Source organism: Pseudomonas sp. AM8, assembly GCF_036346475.1.
In the GTDB taxonomy this organism is placed as follows: domain Bacteria; phylum Pseudomonadota; class Gammaproteobacteria; order Pseudomonadales; family Pseudomonadaceae; genus Aquipseudomonas; species Aquipseudomonas marginalis.
In genome coordinates this window covers 189,147-208,285 of record NZ_JAOTNX010000004.1, presented here as the reverse complement: position 1 = coordinate 208,285, position 19,139 = coordinate 189,147, and the positions used below count along the sequence as shown (strand labels likewise).

17 protein-coding genes are annotated in these 19,139 nt (G+C 60.6%); 11 read left to right on the top strand and 6 right to left on the bottom strand.

The window, feature by feature from the left end:
* Window positions 1-150 precede the first annotated feature (150 nt).
* The 6 genes from tkt to fba all read left to right on the top strand — a co-directional run bounded on the left by tkt (window position 151) and on the right by fba (window position 6,496).
* Window positions 151-2,148, top strand: a complete 1,998-nt coding sequence (tkt, locus tag V3W40_RS12635) for a transketolase (protein ID WP_065947509.1) — start codon at window positions 151-153, stop codon at window positions 2,146-2,148.
* 138 nt (window positions 2,149-2,286) lie between these two features.
* Window positions 2,287-3,342 carry an erythrose-4-phosphate dehydrogenase gene (gene epd, locus V3W40_RS12630; protein WP_065947508.1) on the top strand — a complete coding sequence of 352 codons (1,056 nt, stop codon included), beginning with the start codon at window positions 2,287-2,289 and terminating at the stop codon, window positions 3,340-3,342.
* 17 nt (window positions 3,343-3,359) lie between these two features.
* Entirely contained in the window at window positions 3,360-4,523 is a 1,164-nt protein-coding gene (locus tag V3W40_RS12625) for a phosphoglycerate kinase (protein WP_027606038.1), read from the top strand.
* A gap of 29 nt (window positions 4,524-4,552) precedes the next feature.
* A complete protein-coding gene (locus V3W40_RS12620; RefSeq protein ID WP_065947507.1) occupies window positions 4,553-4,780 on the top strand; it encodes a hypothetical protein in 228 nt (75 codons plus the stop codon).
* 60 nt (window positions 4,781-4,840) lie between these two features.
* Complete coding sequence (locus V3W40_RS12615) at window positions 4,841-5,173, top strand: MliC family protein (RefSeq protein ID WP_017531025.1); 333 nt, start codon at window positions 4,841-4,843, stop codon at window positions 5,171-5,173.
* Between the two features lie 258 nt (window positions 5,174-5,431).
* Window positions 5,432-6,496 (top strand): class II fructose-bisphosphate aldolase, encoded by a 1,065-nt coding sequence (gene fba / locus V3W40_RS12610; protein WP_053128086.1) that lies wholly within the window; start codon window positions 5,432-5,434, stop codon window positions 6,494-6,496.
* 60 nt (window positions 6,497-6,556) lie between these two features.
* Here fba and V3W40_RS12605 read toward each other — a convergent pair whose 3' ends face one another.
* The gene (locus V3W40_RS12605; RefSeq protein WP_223015466.1) at window positions 6,557-6,850 is read right to left on the bottom strand and encodes a fructose-bisphosphate aldolase; all 294 of its coding nucleotides are present in this window, start codon (window positions 6,848-6,850) and stop codon (window positions 6,557-6,559) included.
* 766 nt (window positions 6,851-7,616) lie between these two features.
* On the opposite strand from V3W40_RS12605, the gene V3W40_RS12600 reads away from it, so the two are divergent.
* Window positions 7,617-8,180, top strand: a complete 564-nt coding sequence (locus V3W40_RS12600) for a hypothetical protein (protein WP_141697289.1) — start codon at window positions 7,617-7,619, stop codon at window positions 8,178-8,180.
* 329 nt (window positions 8,181-8,509) lie between these two features.
* Here V3W40_RS12600 and V3W40_RS12595 read toward each other — a convergent pair whose 3' ends face one another.
* Window positions 8,510-9,175, bottom strand: coding sequence for a polysaccharide lyase family 7 protein (locus V3W40_RS12595; protein WP_330215109.1), 666 nt, complete (start codon window positions 9,173-9,175; stop codon window positions 8,510-8,512).
* A 308-nt stretch (window positions 9,176-9,483) separates the two neighbouring features.
* Here V3W40_RS12595 and V3W40_RS12590 point away from each other — a divergent pair, with 308 nt between their 5' ends.
* Genes V3W40_RS12590 through V3W40_RS12580 form a run of 3 tightly spaced genes read left to right on the top strand, consistent with a single transcriptional unit; the run spans window position 9,484 to window position 12,449 of the window.
* The gene (locus V3W40_RS12590; protein WP_065925485.1) at window positions 9,484-11,589 is read left to right on the top strand and encodes a putative bifunctional diguanylate cyclase/phosphodiesterase; all 2,106 of its coding nucleotides are present in this window, start codon (window positions 9,484-9,486) and stop codon (window positions 11,587-11,589) included.
* 43 nt (window positions 11,590-11,632) lie between these two features.
* Window positions 11,633-12,133, top strand: a complete 501-nt coding sequence (locus tag V3W40_RS12585; protein ID WP_065925484.1) for a M48 metallopeptidase family protein — start codon at window positions 11,633-11,635, stop codon at window positions 12,131-12,133.
* A 19-nt stretch (window positions 12,134-12,152) separates the two neighbouring features.
* The gene (locus V3W40_RS12580; protein ID WP_065925483.1) at window positions 12,153-12,449 is read left to right on the top strand and encodes a winged helix-turn-helix domain-containing protein; all 297 of its coding nucleotides are present in this window, start codon (window positions 12,153-12,155) and stop codon (window positions 12,447-12,449) included.
* Window positions 12,450-12,471: 22 nt separating this feature from the next.
* Here the strand turns inward: V3W40_RS12580 and V3W40_RS12575 are convergent, their stop codons facing one another.
* Window positions 12,472-12,924 (bottom strand): GNAT family N-acetyltransferase, encoded by a 453-nt coding sequence (locus V3W40_RS12575; protein ID WP_065925482.1) that lies wholly within the window; start codon window positions 12,922-12,924, stop codon window positions 12,472-12,474.
* Window positions 12,925-13,124: 200 nt separating this feature from the next.
* Here V3W40_RS12575 and V3W40_RS12570 point away from each other — a divergent pair, with 200 nt between their 5' ends.
* A complete protein-coding gene (locus V3W40_RS12570) occupies window positions 13,125-13,862 on the top strand; it encodes a substrate-binding periplasmic protein (RefSeq protein ID WP_092489474.1) in 738 nt (245 codons plus the stop codon).
* A 96-nt stretch (window positions 13,863-13,958) separates the two neighbouring features.
* Here V3W40_RS12570 and yccS read toward each other — a convergent pair whose 3' ends face one another.
* The 3 genes from yccS to dbpA form a co-directional block, all read right to left on the bottom strand.
* The gene (gene yccS / locus V3W40_RS12565; RefSeq protein ID WP_065947504.1) at window positions 13,959-16,142 is read right to left on the bottom strand and encodes a YccS family putative transporter; all 2,184 of its coding nucleotides are present in this window, start codon (window positions 16,140-16,142) and stop codon (window positions 13,959-13,961) included.
* Between the two features lie 219 nt (window positions 16,143-16,361).
* Entirely contained in the window at window positions 16,362-17,540 is a 1,179-nt protein-coding gene (locus V3W40_RS12560; RefSeq protein WP_330215108.1) for an NAD(P)/FAD-dependent oxidoreductase, read from the bottom strand.
* 200 nt (window positions 17,541-17,740) lie between these two features.
* A complete protein-coding gene (gene dbpA / locus V3W40_RS12555; protein ID WP_235865629.1) occupies window positions 17,741-19,078 on the bottom strand; it encodes an ATP-dependent RNA helicase DbpA in 1,338 nt (445 codons plus the stop codon).
* Between the last annotated feature and the right edge of the window lie 61 nt (window positions 19,079-19,139).

The window sequence follows — 19,139 nt, the reverse complement described above, 5'->3', positions numbered from 1 at the left end:
TTTCTGCAAGCGATTGCTGCCCAAAGCGCAGGAAAAACACCTGCAAGTGACTATCTGTCATTGCCCGCAGGCGGTGGCTGAGGGAAAATGCCGATCCTTTTTTCCGTTTCTTTTAATCATTCACTCTTCAAAATCCTCAGGAGAACAGCGATGCCCAGCCGTCGTGAGCGTGCCAACGCCATTCGTGCCCTCAGCATGGATGCCGTGCAAAAAGCCAACAGCGGCCATCCCGGTGCCCCGATGGGCATGGCGGATATCGCCGAGGTACTTTGGCGTGATTACCTGAAGCACAACCCGAGCAACCCGTCGTTCGCCGACCGTGACCGCTTCGTACTGTCCAACGGCCACGGCTCGATGCTGATCTACTCGCTGCTGCACCTGACCGGCTACGACGTCACCATCGATGACCTCAAGAGCTTCCGCCAGCTGCACAGCCGCACCCCGGGTCACCCGGAATTCGGCTACACCCCGGGCGTCGAGACCACCACCGGTCCCCTGGGCCAAGGCCTGGCCAACGCCGTGGGCTTCGCGCTGGCCGAAAAAGTCCTGGGCGCGCAGTTCAACCGCCCTGGCCACGACATCGTCGATCACCACACCTATGTGTTCCTGGGTGATGGCTGCATGATGGAAGGCATTTCCCACGAAGTCGCGTCCCTGGCCGGTACCCTGGGCCTGGGCAAGCTGATCGCCTTCTACGATGACAACGGTATCTCCATCGACGGCGAAGTCGAAGGCTGGTTCACCGATGACACCCCCAAGCGTTTCGAAGCCTACAACTGGCAGGTAATCCGCAATGTCGACGGCCACGATCCGGAAGAGATCAAGACCGCCATCGACACCGCCCGCAAGAGCGCGCAGCCGACCCTGATCTGCTGCAAGACCACCATCGGCTTCGGCTCGCCGAACAAGCAAGGCAAGGAAGATTGCCACGGTGCCCCATTGGGTGACGCGGAAATCGCCCTGACTCGCGCCGCGCTGAAGTGGAACCACGGCCCGTTCGAAATCCCGGCCGACATCTACGCCGAATGGGATGCCAAGGAGAAAGGCCTGGCCACCGAAGCCGAGTGGGACCAGCGTTTCGCCGCCTACTCCGCCGAATTCCCGGAATTGGCCAACGAGCTGGTGCGTCGCCTGGCCGGTGACCTGCCTGCCGATTTCTCGGAAAAAGCCTCGGCCTACATTGCTGAAGTCGCGGCCAAGGGTGAGACCATCGCCAGCCGTAAAGCCAGCCAGAACACCCTGAACGCCTTTGGCCCGCTGCTGCCTGAGTTCCTCGGCGGTTCGGCCGACCTGGCCGGTTCCAACCTGACCCTGTGGAAAGGCTGCAAAGGTGTCTCGGCCGAAGACGCCAGCGGCAACTACATGTACTACGGCGTGCGCGAATTCGGCATGAGCGCCATCATGAACGGCGTGTCCCTGCACGGCGGCCTGGTGCCTTACGGCGCGACCTTCCTGATGTTCATGGAGTACGCGCGCAATGCCGTACGTATGGCCGCGCTGATGAAGAAGCGCGTGATCCATGTGTACACCCACGACTCCATCGGCCTCGGCGAAGACGGCCCGACGCACCAGCCGGTCGAGCAACTGACCAGCCTGCGCACCACGCCGAACCTGGATTGCTGGCGCCCAGCCGACGCGGTGGAATCCGCGGTGGCCTGGAAGCACGCGATCGAGCGCAAGGACGGCCCTTCGGCGCTGATCTTCTCCCGTCAGAACCTGCAACACCAGGTGCGTACCGACGCGCAGATCGCCGACATCAGCCGTGGCGGCTACGTGCTCAAGGACTGCATCGGCGAGCCCGAGCTGATCCTGATCTCCACCGGTTCCGAAGTGGGCCTGACCGTTCAGGCGTACGACAAGCTGACTGCCCAAGGCCGTAACGTGCGCGTTGTGTCCATGCCGTGCACCAGCGTGTTCGAAGCCCAGGACGCCGGCTACAAGCAATCGGTCCTGCCGTTGCAGGTCAGCGCGCGTATCGCCATCGAAGCGGCTCACGCCGACTACTGGTACAAGTACGTGGGCCTGGAAGGCCGCGTGATCGGCATGACCACCTACGGTGAGTCGGCGCCGGCGCCAGCGTTGTTCGAAGAGTTCGGTTTCACCCTGGAAAATATCCTGGGTCAGGCTGAAGAGCTGCTGGAAGACTAAGTCAGTCTGCGTTGTCTGTACTGGCGCTATCGCGGGCAAGCCCGCTCCCACATTTGGATCTCGGTCTGATGTGGGAGCGGGCTTGCCCGCGATGGCGATACTGCATTCAACACCGAACTAACCTTGATCGAGAACCCCATGCCCCAAACGCGTCCCTACAAAGTTGCACTCAACGGCTACGGCCGCATTGGTCGTTGCGTCTTGCGTGCTCTGTTCGAGCGAGGGGCGGCAGCCGGGTTTGAAATTGTCGCGATCAACGACCTGGCCGACATGGCCAGCATCGAATACCTGACGCGCTTTGACTCCACCCACGGCCGCTTTCCCGGCGAAGTGCGGGTCGAAGGCGATTGTCTGCATATCAACGGCGACTGCGTGAAAGTGTTGCGCAGCGCCACCCCCGAGGGCATCGACTGGGCGGCGCTGGGCGTCGACCTGGTGTTGGAATGCTCCGGTGCCTATCACACCCGTGCCGATGGCCAGCGTTTCCTCGACGCCGGTGCTCCGCGTGTGCTGTTTTCCCAGCCGATGGCCAGCGAGGCGGATGTCGACGCCACCATCGTCTTCGGCATCAACCAGGATTGCCTGACCGGCAATGAGCTGCTGGTGTCCAATGCCTCCTGCACCACCAACTGCAGCGTGCCGCTGTTGCGCCTGCTGGATCAGGCGATCGGCCTGGACTACGTGTCGATCACCACCATCCACTCGGCGATGAACGACCAGCCGGTGATCGACGCCTATCACCATGAAGACTTGCGCCGCACGCGCTCGGCGTTCCAGTCGGTGATTCCGGTGTCCACAGGCCTTGCCCGCGGCATTGAACGCCTGCTGCCGGAACTTGCCGGGCGAATCCAGGCCAAAGCCGTACGGGTGCCGACGGTGAACGTGTCCTGCCTGGACATCACCATGCAAACTGTCAGCGACACGGATGCGACGGAGGTCAACCGGATCCTGCGCGACGCCGCCACCAGCGGCCCGCTCAAAGGCTTGCTGGCCTACACCGAGTTGCCCCACGCCAGTTGTGATTTCAACCATGACCCGCATTCGGCGATTGTCGATGCCAGCCAGACCCGCGTTTCCGGTCCGAGGCTGGTGAACATCCTGGCCTGGTTCGACAACGAATGGGGCTTTGCCAACCGAATGCTCGACGTTGCGGAACATTATCTGCATATCGCCTCTAAACAACCTCAACAGTAATTCAGGAACTGCCACCCATGACCGTGTTGAAGATGACCGACCTCGATCTGCAAGGTAAGCGCGTACTGATTCGCGAAGACCTCAACGTCCCCGTCAAGGACGGTGTTGTCACCAGCGATGCGCGAATCCTGGCCTCGCTGCCGACCATCAAGCTGGCCCTGGAAAAAGGCGCGGCCGTGATGGTCTGCTCCCACCTGGGTCGCCCGACCGAAGGTGAGTTCTCCGCCGAAAACAGCCTCAAGCCGGTAGCCGACTACCTGAGCAAGGCCCTGGGCCGTGACGTGCCGTTGGTGGCTGACTACCTGGGCGGCGTCGACGTTAAGCCTGGCGACATCGTGCTGTTCGAAAACGTGCGCTTCAACAAAGGCGAGAAAAAGAACAGCGACGAACTGGCCCAGCAATACGCCGCCCTGTGCGACGTGTTCGTGATGGACGCTTTTGGTACCGCCCACCGTGCCGAGGGTTCGACCCACGGCGTGGCCAAGTTCGCCAAGGTGGCGGCTGCCGGCCCATTGCTGGCGGCTGAACTGGAGGCACTGGGCAAGGCCCTGGGCGCTCCGGCCCAACCGATGGCTGCCATCGTTGCCGGCTCCAAGGTGTCCACCAAGTTGGACGTGCTCAACAGCCTGAGCCAGATCTGCAACCAGTTGATCGTTGGTGGCGGCATTGCCAATACCTTCCTGGCGGCAGCAGGCCACCCGGTGGGCAAGTCCCTGTATGAGCCGGACCTGCTCGACACCGCCCGCGCCATCGCCGCCAAGGTCAGCGTGCCGTTGCCGGTGGACGTGGTGGTTGCCAAGGAGTTCGCTGAAACCGCCGAAGCCACCGTCAAGCTCATCGCCGACGTGGCCGCCGACGACATGATCCTGGACATCGGCCCGCAAACTGCAGCCAACTTTGCAGAACTGCTGAAAGCCTCCCAGACCATCCTGTGGAACGGTCCGGTCGGCGTGTTCGAGTTCGACCAGTTCGGCAACGGCACCAAAGTGCTGGCCAAGGCCATCGCAGACAGCTCGGCATTCTCCATCGCCGGCGGCGGCGACACCCTGGCGGCCATCGATAAATATGGCGTTGCCGACCAGATCTCCTACATTTCTACCGGTGGCGGTGCATTCCTCGAATTCGTCGAAGGCAAAGTCCTGCCCGCCGTGGAAGTGCTGGAAACCCGAGCCAAAGGCTAAGGCTCGTGATCCGGAAAAGGAGTATTCCCATGATCAAGTCGTTGGCAATGGTGATCGCAGCGGGCCTGTTGGCCGGCTGCGGCAGCACGCCAAGCGCAGCGCCGGCGGCAGGCAAACCTGCCACGGAGCTGAAAAAAAGCTGCTATCAGGCTGACTGGCAAGCCGAGACCATGCCGGTAATCAACAAGCGCATCGGCAACGAACGGCTGGAGAAATACGACTCCGCGCCCAACGGTCAGGAACAGGGTTGCCCTTGACGGGTCTGATCAACTAACCGACGGCATCGGCGGCCTTTGGCCCCGCTGCGAGGATTGGCAATGAAAGGCGTTTTCGCCCTGGCAGCCCTGGCCCTACTGGCCGGTTGCAGCAGCATGAATATGTTCAACAAGGCAGAGCCTGCTGATAAGTGGACCACCTGGACCTGCGACAGCAAGGCCGAGGTCAACTGGCGCTTCGCCAACCAGGCCCGCAGTGAGGTGGATGTACGCCTTGGCGGTTCCGACCAGGTTTATCGCCTCAAACAGGACGTTGCCGCCTCTGGCGTGCTGTACAGCAACGACCAGTTGGCGTTTCACACAAAAGGTGAGGAAGGCCTGGTTTACTGGGTTGCCACCGACGATTTGATCGGGCGGGGCTGCAAGGCCCAGTAAATAGAACGCGGTCTCAACATCGATGAGACCAAAATGTGGGAGGGGCGGTGCGACGATTCGACTTGCCCCCGATAGCGGTGGATCAGCCAACAGAGTCATCACTGACAGGCTGTCATCGGGGGCAAGCCCCCCTCCCACATCAGCAATAACGATTCAGCACGCCAGGCATGCAAAGCCTGACCTGCAATAACTTGAATAGCAGCCGCCGCTACGGCAGGCTTGCACGATTAACGACCCTCGACCGGGAGAGACAACACAATGGCACTTATCAGCATGCGTCAAATGCTGGACCACGCAGCCGAGTTCGGCTACGGCGTCCCAGCCTTTAACGTCAACAACCTTGAGCAGATGCGCGCCATCATGGAAGCCGCTGACAAGACCGACTCCCCAGTGATCGTCCAGGCTTCGGCCGGTGCGCGCAAATACGCCGGTGCCCCGTTCCTGCGTCACCTGATCCTCGCCGCGATCGAGGAATTCCCACACATCCCGGTGTGCATGCACCAGGATCACGGCACCAGCCCTGACGTGTGCCAGCGCTCCATCCAGCTGGGCTTCAGCTCGGTGATGATGGACGGCTCCCTCGGCGAAGACGGCAAGACCCCGACCGACTACGAGTACAACGTACGCGTAACCCAACAAACCGTGGCCATGGCCCACGCCTGCGGCGTTTCGGTTGAAGGCGAACTGGGTTGCCTGGGTTCCCTGGAAACCGGCATGGCCGGTGAAGAAGACGGCATCGGCGCCGAAGGCGTGCTGGATCACAGCCAGATGCTGACCGACCCGGAAGAAGCTGCCGACTTCGTCAAGAAGACCCAAGTGGACGCCCTGGCGATCGCTATCGGCACCAGCCACGGCGCCTACAAGTTCACCAAGCCACCGACTGGCGACGTACTGGCCATCGACCGCATCAAGGAAATCCACAAGCGCATCCCTAACACCCACCTGGTGATGCACGGTTCTTCCTCGGTACCGCAAGAATGGCTGGCGATCATCAACCAGTACGGCGGCGACATCAAAGAAACCTACGGCGTACCGGTTGAAGAAATCGTCGAAGGCATCAAGTACGGCGTGCGCAAGGTCAACATCGACACCGACCTGCGCCTGGCGTCCACCGGCGCGATGCGTCGCCTGATGGCCACCAACCCGAGCGAATTCGACCCACGTAAATTCTTCGGCGCCACCGTGACCGCGATGCGTGATGTGTGTATCGCTCGCTACGAAGCCTTCGGCACTGCCGGTAATGCGTCGAAGATCAAGCCGGTTTCGTTGGAAGCGATGTACCAGCGATATTTGAAAGGTGAGTTGAACGCTAAGGTGAACTGAGCCTCAGGCGTTTAAAAAGAAGCCCGCAGCGATGCGGGCTTTTTTGTTTATGGAATTTGATCAGGCGACGGTGGAGCTGTCGAAACCCCGGTGTTCAATCACCCGGAATACATCGCTCACGTCCTGGACGAGAATACGTGCGGTATTGGCCACGTTATTCAGATCACGCTCGGCGAAGTCCGGCAGGCTGGAGCAGGCGATCAGGTTGAGGTGTTCAAGGGCGGCGTTGAGGCGTTCACGCAGGCAGGCGTGAAGGTCGAGCAGTGGGGCGTTGCTGTCGATCAGGAGCACGGGGTAATCGGTGGCGGTTTCCGTGCAAGGGGTGAAGCGGCGGGGTGGTAGTTGATCGTTCATGGCAAATATTCCTCGTATCTAAAAAGGACTACCGCCGTTCGCTGCGAAACGAAAGGGTGGCAGCTGTGTGCGGGTTCGCAGACCGAGGATACGAGGAACCCGGCAGACCCGAAGGTCTCCCACACACAGCCACCATAAAGTGAACGCCGGACGCAGAAGCGCTCGTCGTTGCATTCATGATGCTTGGTTGCACACGTATCGTTAGGGCTGCGAAACCCCATCGCCGATCAATACCAGCGACGGGGCGAACTATAAGCGGCGAGTAGGCTTGCTGCAACGGCCGCGTAGGACGAGCACCGAATCCTCAGCCTGCACAGAACAAGGGAGAGGGCAGCCCTAATACCGATCAGTTAAGCGTACTTGCCTTCTGTAGGAGCGAGCTTGCTCGCGAAAACGTCAACGGTAACGCGTGCATCCTGGATAAATGCGGTGCCTGTGAGTTCTTCGCGAGCAAGCTCGCTCCTACAGAGGGCGGTGGTGGGTTTAAGTGCTTGGATTTAGCAGGGAATCAGCCTTGCACTCATCAGACAATGCCTACTCGAAATGAGGCCAATCCATTCACTCGTGACCATAAGCGCTATCGAACTTTTGTTATCAAGTGCTTTATTGGGTATAAATTTAATTTCGAAACCCTCTAAAAAACTGTCAGTTATAACAGGTGTTTTTGGGGAGGGTGTTTTCTATTATAGGTGCGGCAATTGATTTGCGGTTTTTGAAGTGTCCCATGTTTTCAAATTATAATTTTTTATTTTCATGGAGGTGTTTTATGAGCTCTTCTGATGTCGAACAATCATTTACCGGCCGATTGAAGTATATGTATGCCAGTGACTCAAAGAGGGCGGCGGTTACTTTCAAAACGTTGGTGGCGACCAGTAATCCCGATGGTTCGAATGCACGTGCTCAACCGAAAATTAGTGAGTATTTGTGTGCTAATACGTTTGAGAGTGAAGGTGCGCTTCTCTATTTTCGCTGTGTTGAAGGGGCCTATGTCATTTATAGTCGCGATCAAAATCAGCAGTATGGAAAATGCATAGGTTTATATAAAAAATACCTTTGTGTCGGGGACACTACAAGTAATTTTGATATTGCGACTTATGATGAATCCTATAAAAATCAAGTTAAATTTGATTTGACGAAGGTTGATGCTGGTGTGAGCACTGTAAAAATCAGCTTGAACTCTTTAAGTGAAGGAATAGTGGGGGTGTATGAGCAGGTTGATGTTGCAGGCTGTTGGTGGGGGTATTTATATGCCCAAGGTCGCAGAGGGGGCGTGGGGTTTGAATTGACCATCGTTGAGCGGAATGTCGACTGGGTATCGAAATCGCAGTGATCGATTGTCTGTTGAGTGAGTAGGGCGTTCGTTCTGGCAGCAAACCCTTTCGCCAGTCAATACCAGCGACGGGGCGAACTATAAGAAGCGGCGAGTAGGCTTGCCCTATTGCCGATCAGTTAAGCGTACTTGCCTTCTTCTGTAGGAGCGAGCTTGCTCGCGAAAAACGTCAACGGTAACGCGTGCATCCTGGATAAATGCGGTGCCTGTGAGTTCTCGCGAGCAAGCTCGCTCCTACAGAGGGCGGTGGTGGTTTAAGTGCTTGGATTTACCAGGGAATCAGCCTTGCACTCATCCGACAATGCCTACTCGAAATGAGGCTAATCCATTCACTCGTGATCAATATCCAACTTCGCAAACGTCACCTTTGCGCCTTCCTTGCTATTCCCGCTGTTGTCCTGCACATAAGCGCCCGCCTTGAAGTACAGCGGCTTGGCCGCCCACGCCGCACCGATGCGCTCGTTCCACTCACTGTCGGCGGCGTACACGCTGAGCAGGCCGGCCTTGTTGAGGTTGATCACGTAGGTGAAGCTTTTCTCCAGCGGCACATTGGACGCGACGATGATCACGCGGCTTTCATCTTCGTCCGGGCGCATGCGCACCTTGGCGACGATGTTGCCGGTCTGGGTCTTTTCCTTGAACTGGTATTCGAGCTTGATCAGCGGTTTCTGGCTGTCATAGGCGTGGATCTGGCCGATGACGATCTTGCCGCTGGAGGGCACCTGGTTGACCGCCAGGGTGGCGCGCAGGAAGTTGTCGGCTTCGGGGTAGGTCCAATTGCGCAGGCGGCCGTCGGCGTAGGTTTCGCGCAGTTCGCTGCGCGGGTACACGGCGTTTTCGGTGCGGGTGCCGGTGACGGGGGTCCAGAATTGCACGTTGCTGCCTTCGGCCTGGAAGTATTGGTCGTTGAAGCCGCTGAGCAGCCTGGGCGTGTCGATCGTCGCGGGGGGCGAGCCGACCGGAATGCTCAGGTTCCAAGTGGAGAGGTCGATCATGGCATTGGCCTTTTACAGGGGGTGAAGGCTTTGGCCCGGGGGCCTGACAGGTTCTTTATAGGCGGTGGCCGGCCAGTTGTTAAACGTTTGCTGGCAATTTATTGGCGCCAAGGGAATGCCAAAAAGCCATGTTTCCCATGAACCGTGGGCTGTAGAGGTTGACCGTTAGTCGGCTGACTGAACTTTGGCGCAATGATGGCGTCCACGTCACTTCTGATTTTCAGGATCCGGGGCTAGAGTGAGGCCTCAATGTTTGTCCGGGTTTTCTCTCAGAAGTGACCGGAGTAGACCCAAGGAAGAGACCTAGCATGGAATGCGCTCCACCTCATGGCGATGGCAGTTCGGTTCTTCTGGTGGTCGATGACTACCCGGAAAATCTGATCAGCATGCGTGCGCTTCTGCAACGTGATGATTGGGTGGTGATCACCGCCGCGTCCGGGGTGGAAGCCCTCGAGTTGCTGCTGCAGCATGAGGTCGACCTGGTGCTGCTGGATGTGATGATGCCCGGCATGGACGGTTTCGAAGTCGCCCGCTTGATGCGCGGCAGCCAGCGCACGCGCATGACCCCGATCATTTTTCTGAGTGCCAACGCCCAATCCCCCGCCGCCGTGCTGGAAGGCTACGCCAGCGGCGCCATCGACTACCTGTTCAAGCCCTTCGACCCGCACATCCTCAAGCCCAAGGTCCAGGCGTTGCTGGAGCATCAGCGCAACCGCCGGGCCTTGCAGCGCCTGAGCCATGACCTGGAGTCCGCCCGGGCGTTCAATGCCTCGGTATTGGATAACGCCGCCGAGGGCATCCTGGTGGTGAGTGAAGAGGGCGTGATCGAATACGCCAACCCGGCGATTTCGCGCCTGCTCAATGCCACGATCCAGGAACTGCAAGGCCAGGACTTCCTGAGTTTCCTGCAAAAGCCCCATGTGCCCACTTGGCCGGATTCGCAAATGTACGCCGACTACCGCCGCGGTGAAACCTGGCGCCTGCACGATGCGCTCCTGCGCACCAGCCGTGGCCAGCAAGTGCCGGTGGCGTTGTCCTGCGCGCCGCTGCCCGCAGAGCAGAAGGCCATGGTGGTGACGGTGCTGGATATGTCCGAAGTGCGCCACCTGCACCAGCAGCTGGAATTCCAGGCCGTGACGGATCCGCTGACCGGGCTGTTGAACCGGCGTGGTTTCTACCAGGCGGTGGAAAACACCTTATCCCGCAGTGAGCGGACAGAGCAGTCCCTGGTGTTGCTGTACCTGGACCTCGACGGTTTCAAGCGGGTCAACGACTCCCTGGGCCATGATGCCGGCGACCGTGTATTGCGCTGGGTCTCGGAGCAATTGCAGGGCTGTCTGCGCTCCTACGACATTATTGGCCGCATGGGCGGCGATGAATTCACGGCGCTGCTGGAGCTGGAGTTCCCGGAGCAGGCGGCAAAGATCTCGGAAAAGCTGATCGAGCGAGTATCGGTTTGCCAGCAGGTCGACGGTTTGGATGTCATGCTCGGCGTCAGCATCGGCATTGCCACCTTCCCGGATTGCGGCGCGGATTTGAGTGGTTTGCTGCGCGCGGCCGACATCGCCATGTACGAAGCCAAGCGCGCCGGCCGCCAGCAATATCGCTATTACGACCAGGAAATGAACGGTCGCGCCCGCTCGCGGCTGATGCTTGAAGACAGCGTGCGTACGGCGATTCAAAACAAGGATTTCACCCTGGTCTATCAGCCCCAGGTTTCGCTGGTGGATGGGCGTTTGCGCGGCGTTGAGGTGTTGTTGCGCTGGCGGCACCCCAGCGTCGGCGATGTGCCGCCGGGGCTGTTTTTACCGTTGCTGGAAGAGGCGCGGCTGATCAGTCAACTGAGCACGTGGATCTATCAGCAGATCGCCGCCCAGCGCCAGGCGTGGCAAGCCGCGTTCGACGATGAATTGGTGCTGAGCGTGAGCCTGAGCAGCAGCCAGTTCAATATGCCGAACCTGGTTAACCAACTGCAGCAGATGCTCGAGCGCTATGGGCTGGAGGGGTACCAGTTGGAGGTGGAAATCAGCGAGGACTGCCTGATGAGTAACCTGGAAGAGGCCGCCAAGCAGCTCAAGTTGCTGCGCCGTATCGGGGTGCGTATCGCCCTGGATGACTTCGGTTCGGGCCAGTGTTCCCTGGCGCATTTGCGCGACCTGGCCTTCGATACACTCAAGCTTGATCCGCAATTGGTTGCGCGGCTGCCGGGCTCGGTGCGGGACGCGGCGATGGCGCGCAGCATTATCGAGCTGTGCAGGCATTTTGAGGTGGTCGTGGTGGCCGAGGGCGTGGAAACCCAGGAGCAGGCCCAGTGGCTCAAGGCCCAGGGTTGCCCGTTTATCCAGGGGCCGTGGGCGGCGCAGCCCCTGATGGCTGAAGAAGTGGTCGACTGGTCACGCGCCCGCGTGCGCTGAATTCGCTACACTGGCGCCCATCCGAATCCTGTTGCAGACCCCAATGACCGCGCTGAAATACCTCCAGGCCTACCCCGCTGCCCTCCAGGAGCAAGTGCGCCAACTGATCGCCAAGGACCAGTTGGGCGCCTACCTGGAGCAGCGTTACCCCGATCGCCATGGGGTGCAGAGCGACAAAGCCCTGTACGCCTATGCCCAGGCCTTGAAGCAGGAACACCTGCGCAACGCGCCGGCCATCGACAAAGTGCTGTTCGATAACCGCCTGGACCTGACCCACCGCGCCCTGGGCCTGCACACCACGATTTCGCGGGTGCAGGGCGGTAATCTCAAAGCCAAGAAAGAGATCCGCATTGCCTCGCTGTTCAAAGAGGCCGCGCCGCAATTCCTGCGCATGATCGTGGTTCATGAGCTGGCGCACTTCAAGGAATCGGACCACAACAAAGCGTTCTACAAACTCTGCGACTACATGATGCCCGGCTACCACCAGGTGGAATTCGACCTGCGGGTATACCTCACGTATCGCGACCTGCAGGGCAAGCCCTGACCGCACAAGGCGACCAACCATGGATGTGAGCAAGACCAAAAGCAGCTTCTACCGCCGGCTGTACGTGGCGTACCTGATCGACAGTGGGCTGGCCAGCAGCGTCCCGGCGCTGACCGATGTCACCGGCATGCCCCGGCGCACCGCGCAGGACACGATTGCGGCGCTGGCGGACCTGGATATTGTGTGTGAGTTCGAGCAGGAGGATGGGGCCCGCAACCATGCCGGGCATTATCGGATTCGCGATTGGGGCGCGATTGATCGGGGGTGGATCGAGGTGAATCTCAGCCAGATCAAGCGGGTTCTGGGTTACCCCTGAGTTCAGTGGTGGCTGGGCGGCCTCAAGCGCGCCGCATCCCGATATGCGGAATGTCATCCTCCAGGTATTCCTCACCCGCCACCACAAACCCATACCGCCCGTAATACCCCTGCAGATGGGCCTGGGCTGACAGGAAGATCGGCATCTCAGGCCAGATCTCGTCAATCTGCCTGAGGGTTTCTTCCATCATCTGGTGCCCCAGCCCGGTGCCCCGTGCAACCGGCGCCACGATTACACGGCCGATCACCACGTCGCCGCCCTGGGACTCCGGGTCCAGCAGGCGCAGGTAGGCCACCAGCTCGTCGTCTTTCCACGCCATCAGGTGGTGGGTATCGCCCGCCAGGTCTTGCCCGTCGATATCCTGGTAGACGCACTTCTGCTCGACAACGAAGACCTCGCCGCGCAAACGCAAAATGGCGTACAGCTGCTCCTTGCCCAGGTCGGTGTGATGTTTACAGACCCAATCGACTGTCATGGTGTGTTCTCACTTGAATGTCTGTTCTGGATAGTAAGCGCGACGGACGACTCTGTCTAAATCGACTATTTTTGTGAATGAAATCAATTTGCCATCATTGAGTGCTCTCGACGTCCGTTTCTTTGTGTAATCTGAGCTAATGTTAGAACCTCAGGCCCTGCCTGAGCCAAGGCCACCGCCCGCCGCCAAGGATTTTGAGCATGCCGCGATTGTCTCGTGCCGTTGCTTTGATTGGAGTGTTGTTGCTGGCGACACCTGTGTTCGCACAGCGTCTGCGCCTGGTCGCGGATGCCTGGCCACCGTTTACCGATGCCACCTTGATCAACGGTGGCCTGGCCACCGATATAGTCACCACGGCCCTGGCCCGTGCGGGCTATGCCAGCGACTTCCAACAGGTGCCCTGGGCGCGAGCGCTGATGGGGGTGGGCGATGGGCGCTATGACGTGCTGGTCAACGCCTGGTACGACGAGGCCCGTACACAATTGGGGCAGTTTTCCGGCGAATACCTGCTCAATCGCGTGCGTTTCATCAAGCGCCGTGACGATCCCATCGAGTTTCAGAACCTGGAGCAGTTGCACGACTATCCCATTGCCGTGGTGCGCGGTTATGCCTATTCAGCGGCGTTCGATGGGGATGGGCAGTTGCAGAAAGTGCCGGTGCATAACTTCGCCATGGCGGTACGCATGCTGGCGGCGCAGCGGGTGCGGTTGACCGTGGAGGATGAGTATGTGGCGCGCTATTACCTGTCGCGCGAGTCGGTGCGGGTGCGCAATGCGGTGGAGTTTCTGCCCACGCCGCTGAGCGAAAACAGCCTGCATATCCTGGTCAGCCTGAAGAACCCTGAGCATGCGCAGATTGTGGCGAGCTTTGACCGCGAGATTGCCAGGATGAAGGCGGATGGCAGTTATGAGCGGCTGATGAAGGCCCATGGCATGTAGTGCCTGTGCGGGCCTCATCGGGAGCAAGCCCCCTCCCACAGTTTTGATTTGTGAACACAGTCAACATGTGGGAGGGGGCTTGCCCCCGATAGCGGCCTAAGCCGCGCTGGTGTCCTTGATCAGATGCGCCGCCAGCGTGCGCAACGGCCCCAATTGCCGGCATATCAACGCCAACTGCGTCTGCACCAGCCTCTGCCCTTCATCAATCTCATCCGGCATCTGCTCCAGGTCCGCCGCCAAGGCCTCCTCGGCATCGCTCTGAATCGCAATCGGCTGCTTGTTAGCCAGCCCGGTGGCGATTTCGTCAATGCTCGCCGCCAGGCTATTGCCGGCGCCATCGATCAAGTGCGCGCGCACCTCGGCCGGCAGTTGGGTTTCGCGGTGTGCCCCGAGCCCCGACAGGTAGCTGAGCAAGGTGTGCGACAGCACCAGGAAGCGGAAGCCCACATCCGCTTCCTTACGGAAATGCCCAGGCTCCATCAGCATATTCGCCAGGGTGGTGGACAGCGCCGCATCGGCGTTGTGGGCATTGCGCCGGGCCAGGCGGTAGGCCAGGTCGTCGCTCTTGCCAGCGGCGTATTGCTGCATGATCTGGCGCAGGTAAATGCTGTTGCAGGTCAGGGTGTTGGCCAGCACTTTGTTCAGGCGTCGGCCTTGCCAGTCCGGGAGGAACAGGAACACCGCCAGGCCCGCGATCAGGCTGCCGAGCAGGGTATCGAACAGGCGTGGCAGGAACAGTCCGTAGCCATCGCCCACCTGGTTGAAGCAGAACAGCACCATCAGGGTGATCGCTGCCGTGGCCAGGGTGTAGCGGGTGGTGCGGTTGATAAAGAACACCAGGCCGGCGGCGATGGCGAACATCGATTGCACCAGCGGGCTTGGGAACAGGTCGAACAGCGCCCACGCCACGGTGAGGCCGATGGCGGTGCCGATGATTCGCTGGCCGAGCTTGCGCCGCGTGGCACCGTAGTTCGGTTGGCAAACAAACAGCGTGGTGAGGATGATCCAGTAACCCTGGGAGGCGTGGATCGCATGCAGCATGCCGTAGCCGACGGTCAGCGCCAGGGACAGGCGCAGTGCATGGCGGAACAGCAGCGATGTCGGCGTGAGTTGGGTGCGCAGGCGCGTCCACATTTCCTTCAGGTTACGCGGGGCGCGGTCCAGCAGGTTGCTGTCGGTGGCGTCGGCCAGGGCGTCGGGGTTGCTGGCGTCGCCGAGCAGGCGGTCGAGGGTGGACAGGTTGGCCGCCAGGGCGCGCAAGGAACGCAGCAGGCCGCGCCAGGCCGGGTTGCTCTGGATGCGCAGGTGTTCCAGGGAGGCATTCAGGTCGCTGAGGGCTTCGGCGAAGCTGTCGTCATAGATGAACGGCTGGCGCAGCTGGATCGACTCGGCCAGGGCCTGGCAGGCCTTGCCTTGCTGACGCAGCAGGCGTTGGCAGCGGAACAGTACATCGCTGTGGAAAAACGCATCGGCCAGGGCGTTGTAAGGATAGTGGGACGAGCTGGCGCGTTCGTGGATGTCCTGGGCCAGGAAGTACAGCTTGAGGTAGCGACTGACCTTCGACCCCGGCCGGCCATTGCCGACACGGTGCAGGATGATTTCCTTCGCCGCATTCAGCGCCGCCACCACCCGGCCGTTTTGCTGGGCCAGTTCCAGGCGGCGGGCTTCCACGTCCAGTTGGCGAATCGGTTCGAACAACGACGATTTGAGCTTCAGGTAACGCCCCAGCTCGCGGAACAACCGCGCCAGGCTCTGCTGCACCGGCTGGTTGGAGAACAGCGCCTGCCACAGCACCGATAACGCGCCGTACCAGGCGGCGCCGGCCACCAGCAGCAACGGCTCGTGCCAGAAATCACTGACGGCGCCGCCGCGCTGGTCCACGCCGATCATGGTGTAGACCGACAGGATCAAGGTGGCCGAAGCAATCGCGCCATAGCGTTCGCCCAAGGCGCCGAGCATGGTCAGGCAGAACGTGGCCAGGGCCAGGGAGATGGCGAAAATCCAGGGGTAGGGGAACAGCAGCTCCACCGACAGCGCGGCGATGCTGAAACACACCAGCGTCACCGCCAGGGCGTTGAGGCGGCCTTGCCAGCTGTCGTCGGTCTCGGCCAGGGCGCTGGCGATAATCCCCAGGAACAGCGGGATCAGCAGGGCCATTTCATCCTGATACCAGCACAGCGCCATGCTGCCGGTGAGGGCGATAAACACCCGGATGCTGTAGCTGAATTTATCCAGCGCCCACAGGCGCCGCATGGACTGCTTGAACGAGGTCGATGACATGAAGTCTGGAGTCTTCCGGGACGATGCCGCTAAATTGAGCCATCAGTGACGCCACGGCAAGGGTGGTGATCACATCTGGCAGCAAATTATTCCCAGGCATACCGTAAATCAAATGTGGGAGGGGGCTTGCTCCCGATTGCAGTGTGTCAGTCAGAACATCTATCACTGATACACCGCTATCGGGAGCAAGCCCCCTCCCACATTTTTTACTGCGTCGTGTCAAACAAACTGCGCGGCCGCGTAACCGGAGGCCCAGGCCCACTGGAAGTTAAACCCGCCCAGATGCCCGGTCACATCCAGCACTTCCCCAATAAAGTACAGGCCCGGGCTTTTCAGCGATTCCATGGTCTTGGACGAGACTTCCCGCGTATCCACCCCGCCCAAGGTCACCTCGGCCGTGCGGTAGCCCTCGGTGCCCGCCGGCACCAGTTGCCAGCTCGAGAGTTTTTGCGCGATATCGGCCACTTCAGCGTGGGTGTACTGCTTCATCGGCTTGGACGCGAACCAGGTGTCCGCCAGCAGATTGGCCATCTTCTTGGTGAAGATTTCACCCAGCAGGGTTTTCAGCTCGCTGTTGGGGCGCTCCACCTGCTGCTGTTGCAGCCAGGTGTGGGCGTCGTGGTCGGGCAGCAGGTTGATCTCCAGCGTGTCGCCGGACTCCCAGTAGGAGGAAATCTGCAGAATCGCCGGGCCGCTGAGGCCGCGATGGGTAAACAGGAGGTTTTCGCGAAAGCTCTGGCCGTTGCAGCTGGCCAGGCAATCCACCGAGGTCCCGGACAGCTCGCCACACAAGTCCTTGAGCTGGTCGGTGATGGTGAGCGGCACCAGCCCGGCGCGGGTCGGCAGCAGTTCGTGGCCGAACTGCCTGGCGACTTGATAGCCAAAACCGCTGGCGCCCAGGGTCGGGATCGACAGGCCGCCGGTGGCGATCACCAGGGATTCGCAGCGCAGTTCACCCAGGGTGGTCTGCAACTGGTAGCCGCTGTCGACCTTGGCGATTTCTTCAATCGAGGTGTCCAGGTGCAGGCTCACGCCGGTCTGGATGCACTCGTCCAGCAGCATGCCGAGGATGTCACTGGATTTGTTATCGCAGAACAGCTGGCCGAGTTTCTTCTCGTGGTACGGCACACCGTGCTTGGCCACCAGCCCGATAAAGTCCCACTGGGTATAGCGGGCCAGGGCGGACTTGCAGAAGTGCGCGTTGTGCGAGAGGAAGTTGGCCGGCTCGGTGTACATATTGGTGAAATTGCAGCGGCCGCCGCCCGACATCAGGATCTTCTTGCCGGCCTTGTTCGCATGGTCGAGCAGCATCACCTTGCGCCCACGCCCGGCGGCGGTCAGTGCGCACATCAAGCCTGCGGCGCCGGCGCCAATGATCACAACTTCGGTCGAGCGCACAGCAATGTCCTCACAAAAATAGGGGGCTGAAATGCAATCAAAACTGGGGGAGGGGGCTTGCTCCCCGATTCAGTGGGGCTGCTTCGCAGCCCAGCGCGGGGCAAGCCCGCTCACCACAGCAAGCCCGCTCACCACAGCGAGCCCGTTCACCACAGCAAGCGCCCTCCCACATTGGATCTCCATATAGGTCGGAGACCGTGTTACAGGATCCGAACGCGCAACGAACGGCCTTTGATCTTGCCGTCGTTCAAGCGCTGCAACGCCTGCTTGGCGATGCCGCGTTCCACGGCCACGAAGGCCTGGAAGTCGAAGATCGCGATCTTGCCGACCTGGGCACCCGGGATGCCGGCTTCGCCGGTCAATGCGCCGAGGATGTCGCCCGGGCGCACCTTGTCTTTGCGCCCGGCGGCGATGCACAGGGTGCTCATCACCGGCAGCAGCGGACCACCGCTTTGCGGCTTGAGGTTGTCGAGTTGGTCCCAGTTCAGCGGCGACTTCTGCAGTTGCTCGATGGCCTGGGCGCGATGCGCTTCGGACGGCGCCACCAGGCTGATGGCGATGCCGGTCTCACCGGCACGACCGGTACGGCCCACGCGGTGGATGTGGATTTCCGAGTCGCGGGCCAGTTCGACGTTGATGACCATGTCCAGCGCGTCGATGTCCAGGCCGCGGGCGGCGACGTCGGTGGCCACCAGGACCGAGGTACTGCGGTTGGCGAACATCGCCAATACCTGGTCACGGTCGCGCTGTTCCAGGTCGCCATGCAGGCCGACGGCGGAAATGCCCTTGGCCGTCAGGTGATCGACGGTTTCCTGCACTTGCTGCTTGGTGAAGCAGAACGCCACGCAGGAGGCCGGGCGGAAATGCGCCAGTACCTTGGTCACGGCGTCCATGCGTTCTTCCGGGGAGATCTCGTAGAAACGCTGCTCGATCTGGTCGTCGGAGTGGAACGCTTCGGCTTTCACTTGCTGCGGCGCGCGCATGAATTTCGACGCCAGTTGCTTGATGCTCACCGGGTAGGTGGCCGAGAACAGCAGGGTCTGGCGGCGCGGCGGGGTCTTGCTGATGATGTCTTCGATGGCGTCGTAGAAGCCCATGTCGAGCATGCGGTCGGCTTCGTCGAGGATCAGGGTGTTCAAGCCGTCCAGCACCAGCGAACCCTTGCGCAGGTGTTGCTGGATACGGCCCGGGGTGCCGACGATCACGTGGGCGCCGTGCTCCAGGGAGGCGATCTGCGGGCCGAGGGACACGCCGCCGCACAGGGTCAGGACCTTGATGTTGTCTTCGGCGCGGGCCAGGCGGCGGATTTCCTTGGCGACCTGGTCGGCCAGCTCACGGGTCGGGCACATCACCAGGGCCTGGCAGCCGAAGTAGCGCGGGTTGATCGGGTTCAGCAGGCCAATGCCGAACGCCGCGGTCTTGCCGCTGCCGGTCTTGGCCTGGGCAATCAGGTCCAGCCCCTTGAGGATCACCGGCAAGCTTTGCGCCTGGATCTGCGTCATCTCGACATAACCCAGCGAGTCGAGGTTAGCCAGCATGGCGGCGGACAGGGGCAAAGTATTAAAAGCGGTGGCGATGGTAGTCACGGGACTGGCTCTG

Bases quoted from the DNA above. Each gene is read 5' to 3' on its own strand.
- V3W40_RS12615 (WP_017531025.1), top strand. From the start codon at position 4,841: ATGAAAGGCGTTTTCGCCCTGGCAGCCCTGGCCCTACTGGCCGGTTGC.
- V3W40_RS12605 (WP_223015466.1), bottom strand. From the start codon at position 6,850: ATGAACGATCAACTACCACCCCGCCGCTTCACCCCTTGCACGGAAACC.
- V3W40_RS12600 (WP_141697289.1), top strand. From the start codon at position 7,617: ATGAGCTCTTCTGATGTCGAACAATCATTTACCGGCCGATTGAAGTAT.
- V3W40_RS12620 (WP_065947507.1), top strand. From the start codon at position 4,553: ATGATCAAGTCGTTGGCAATGGTGATCGCAGCGGGCCTGTTGGCCGGC.
- epd (WP_065947508.1), top strand. From the start codon at position 2,287: ATGCCCCAAACGCGTCCCTACAAAGTTGCACTCAACGGCTACGGCCGC.
- V3W40_RS12570 (WP_092489474.1), top strand. From the start codon at position 13,125: ATGCCGCGATTGTCTCGTGCCGTTGCTTTGATTGGAGTGTTGTTGCTG.
- V3W40_RS12580 (WP_065925483.1), top strand. From the start codon at position 12,153: ATGGATGTGAGCAAGACCAAAAGCAGCTTCTACCGCCGGCTGTACGTG.
- V3W40_RS12575 (WP_065925482.1), bottom strand. From the start codon at position 12,924: ATGACAGTCGATTGGGTCTGTAAACATCACACCGACCTGGGCAAGGAG.
- V3W40_RS12595 (WP_330215109.1), bottom strand. From the start codon at position 9,175: ATGATCGACCTCTCCACTTGGAACCTGAGCATTCCGGTCGGCTCGCCC.
- V3W40_RS12585 (WP_065925484.1), top strand. From the start codon at position 11,633: ATGACCGCGCTGAAATACCTCCAGGCCTACCCCGCTGCCCTCCAGGAG.
- tkt (WP_065947509.1), top strand. From the start codon at position 151: ATGCCCAGCCGTCGTGAGCGTGCCAACGCCATTCGTGCCCTCAGCATG.
- V3W40_RS12625 (WP_027606038.1), top strand. From the start codon at position 3,360: ATGACCGTGTTGAAGATGACCGACCTCGATCTGCAAGGTAAGCGCGTA.
- fba (WP_053128086.1), top strand. From the start codon at position 5,432: ATGGCACTTATCAGCATGCGTCAAATGCTGGACCACGCAGCCGAGTTC.
- yccS (WP_065947504.1), bottom strand. From the start codon at position 16,142: ATGTCATCGACCTCGTTCAAGCAGTCCATGCGGCGCCTGTGGGCGCTG.
- dbpA (WP_235865629.1), bottom strand. From the start codon at position 19,078: ATGCTGGCTAACCTCGACTCGCTGGGTTATGTCGAGATGACGCAGATC.
- V3W40_RS12590 (WP_065925485.1), top strand. From the start codon at position 9,484: ATGGAATGCGCTCCACCTCATGGCGATGGCAGTTCGGTTCTTCTGGTG.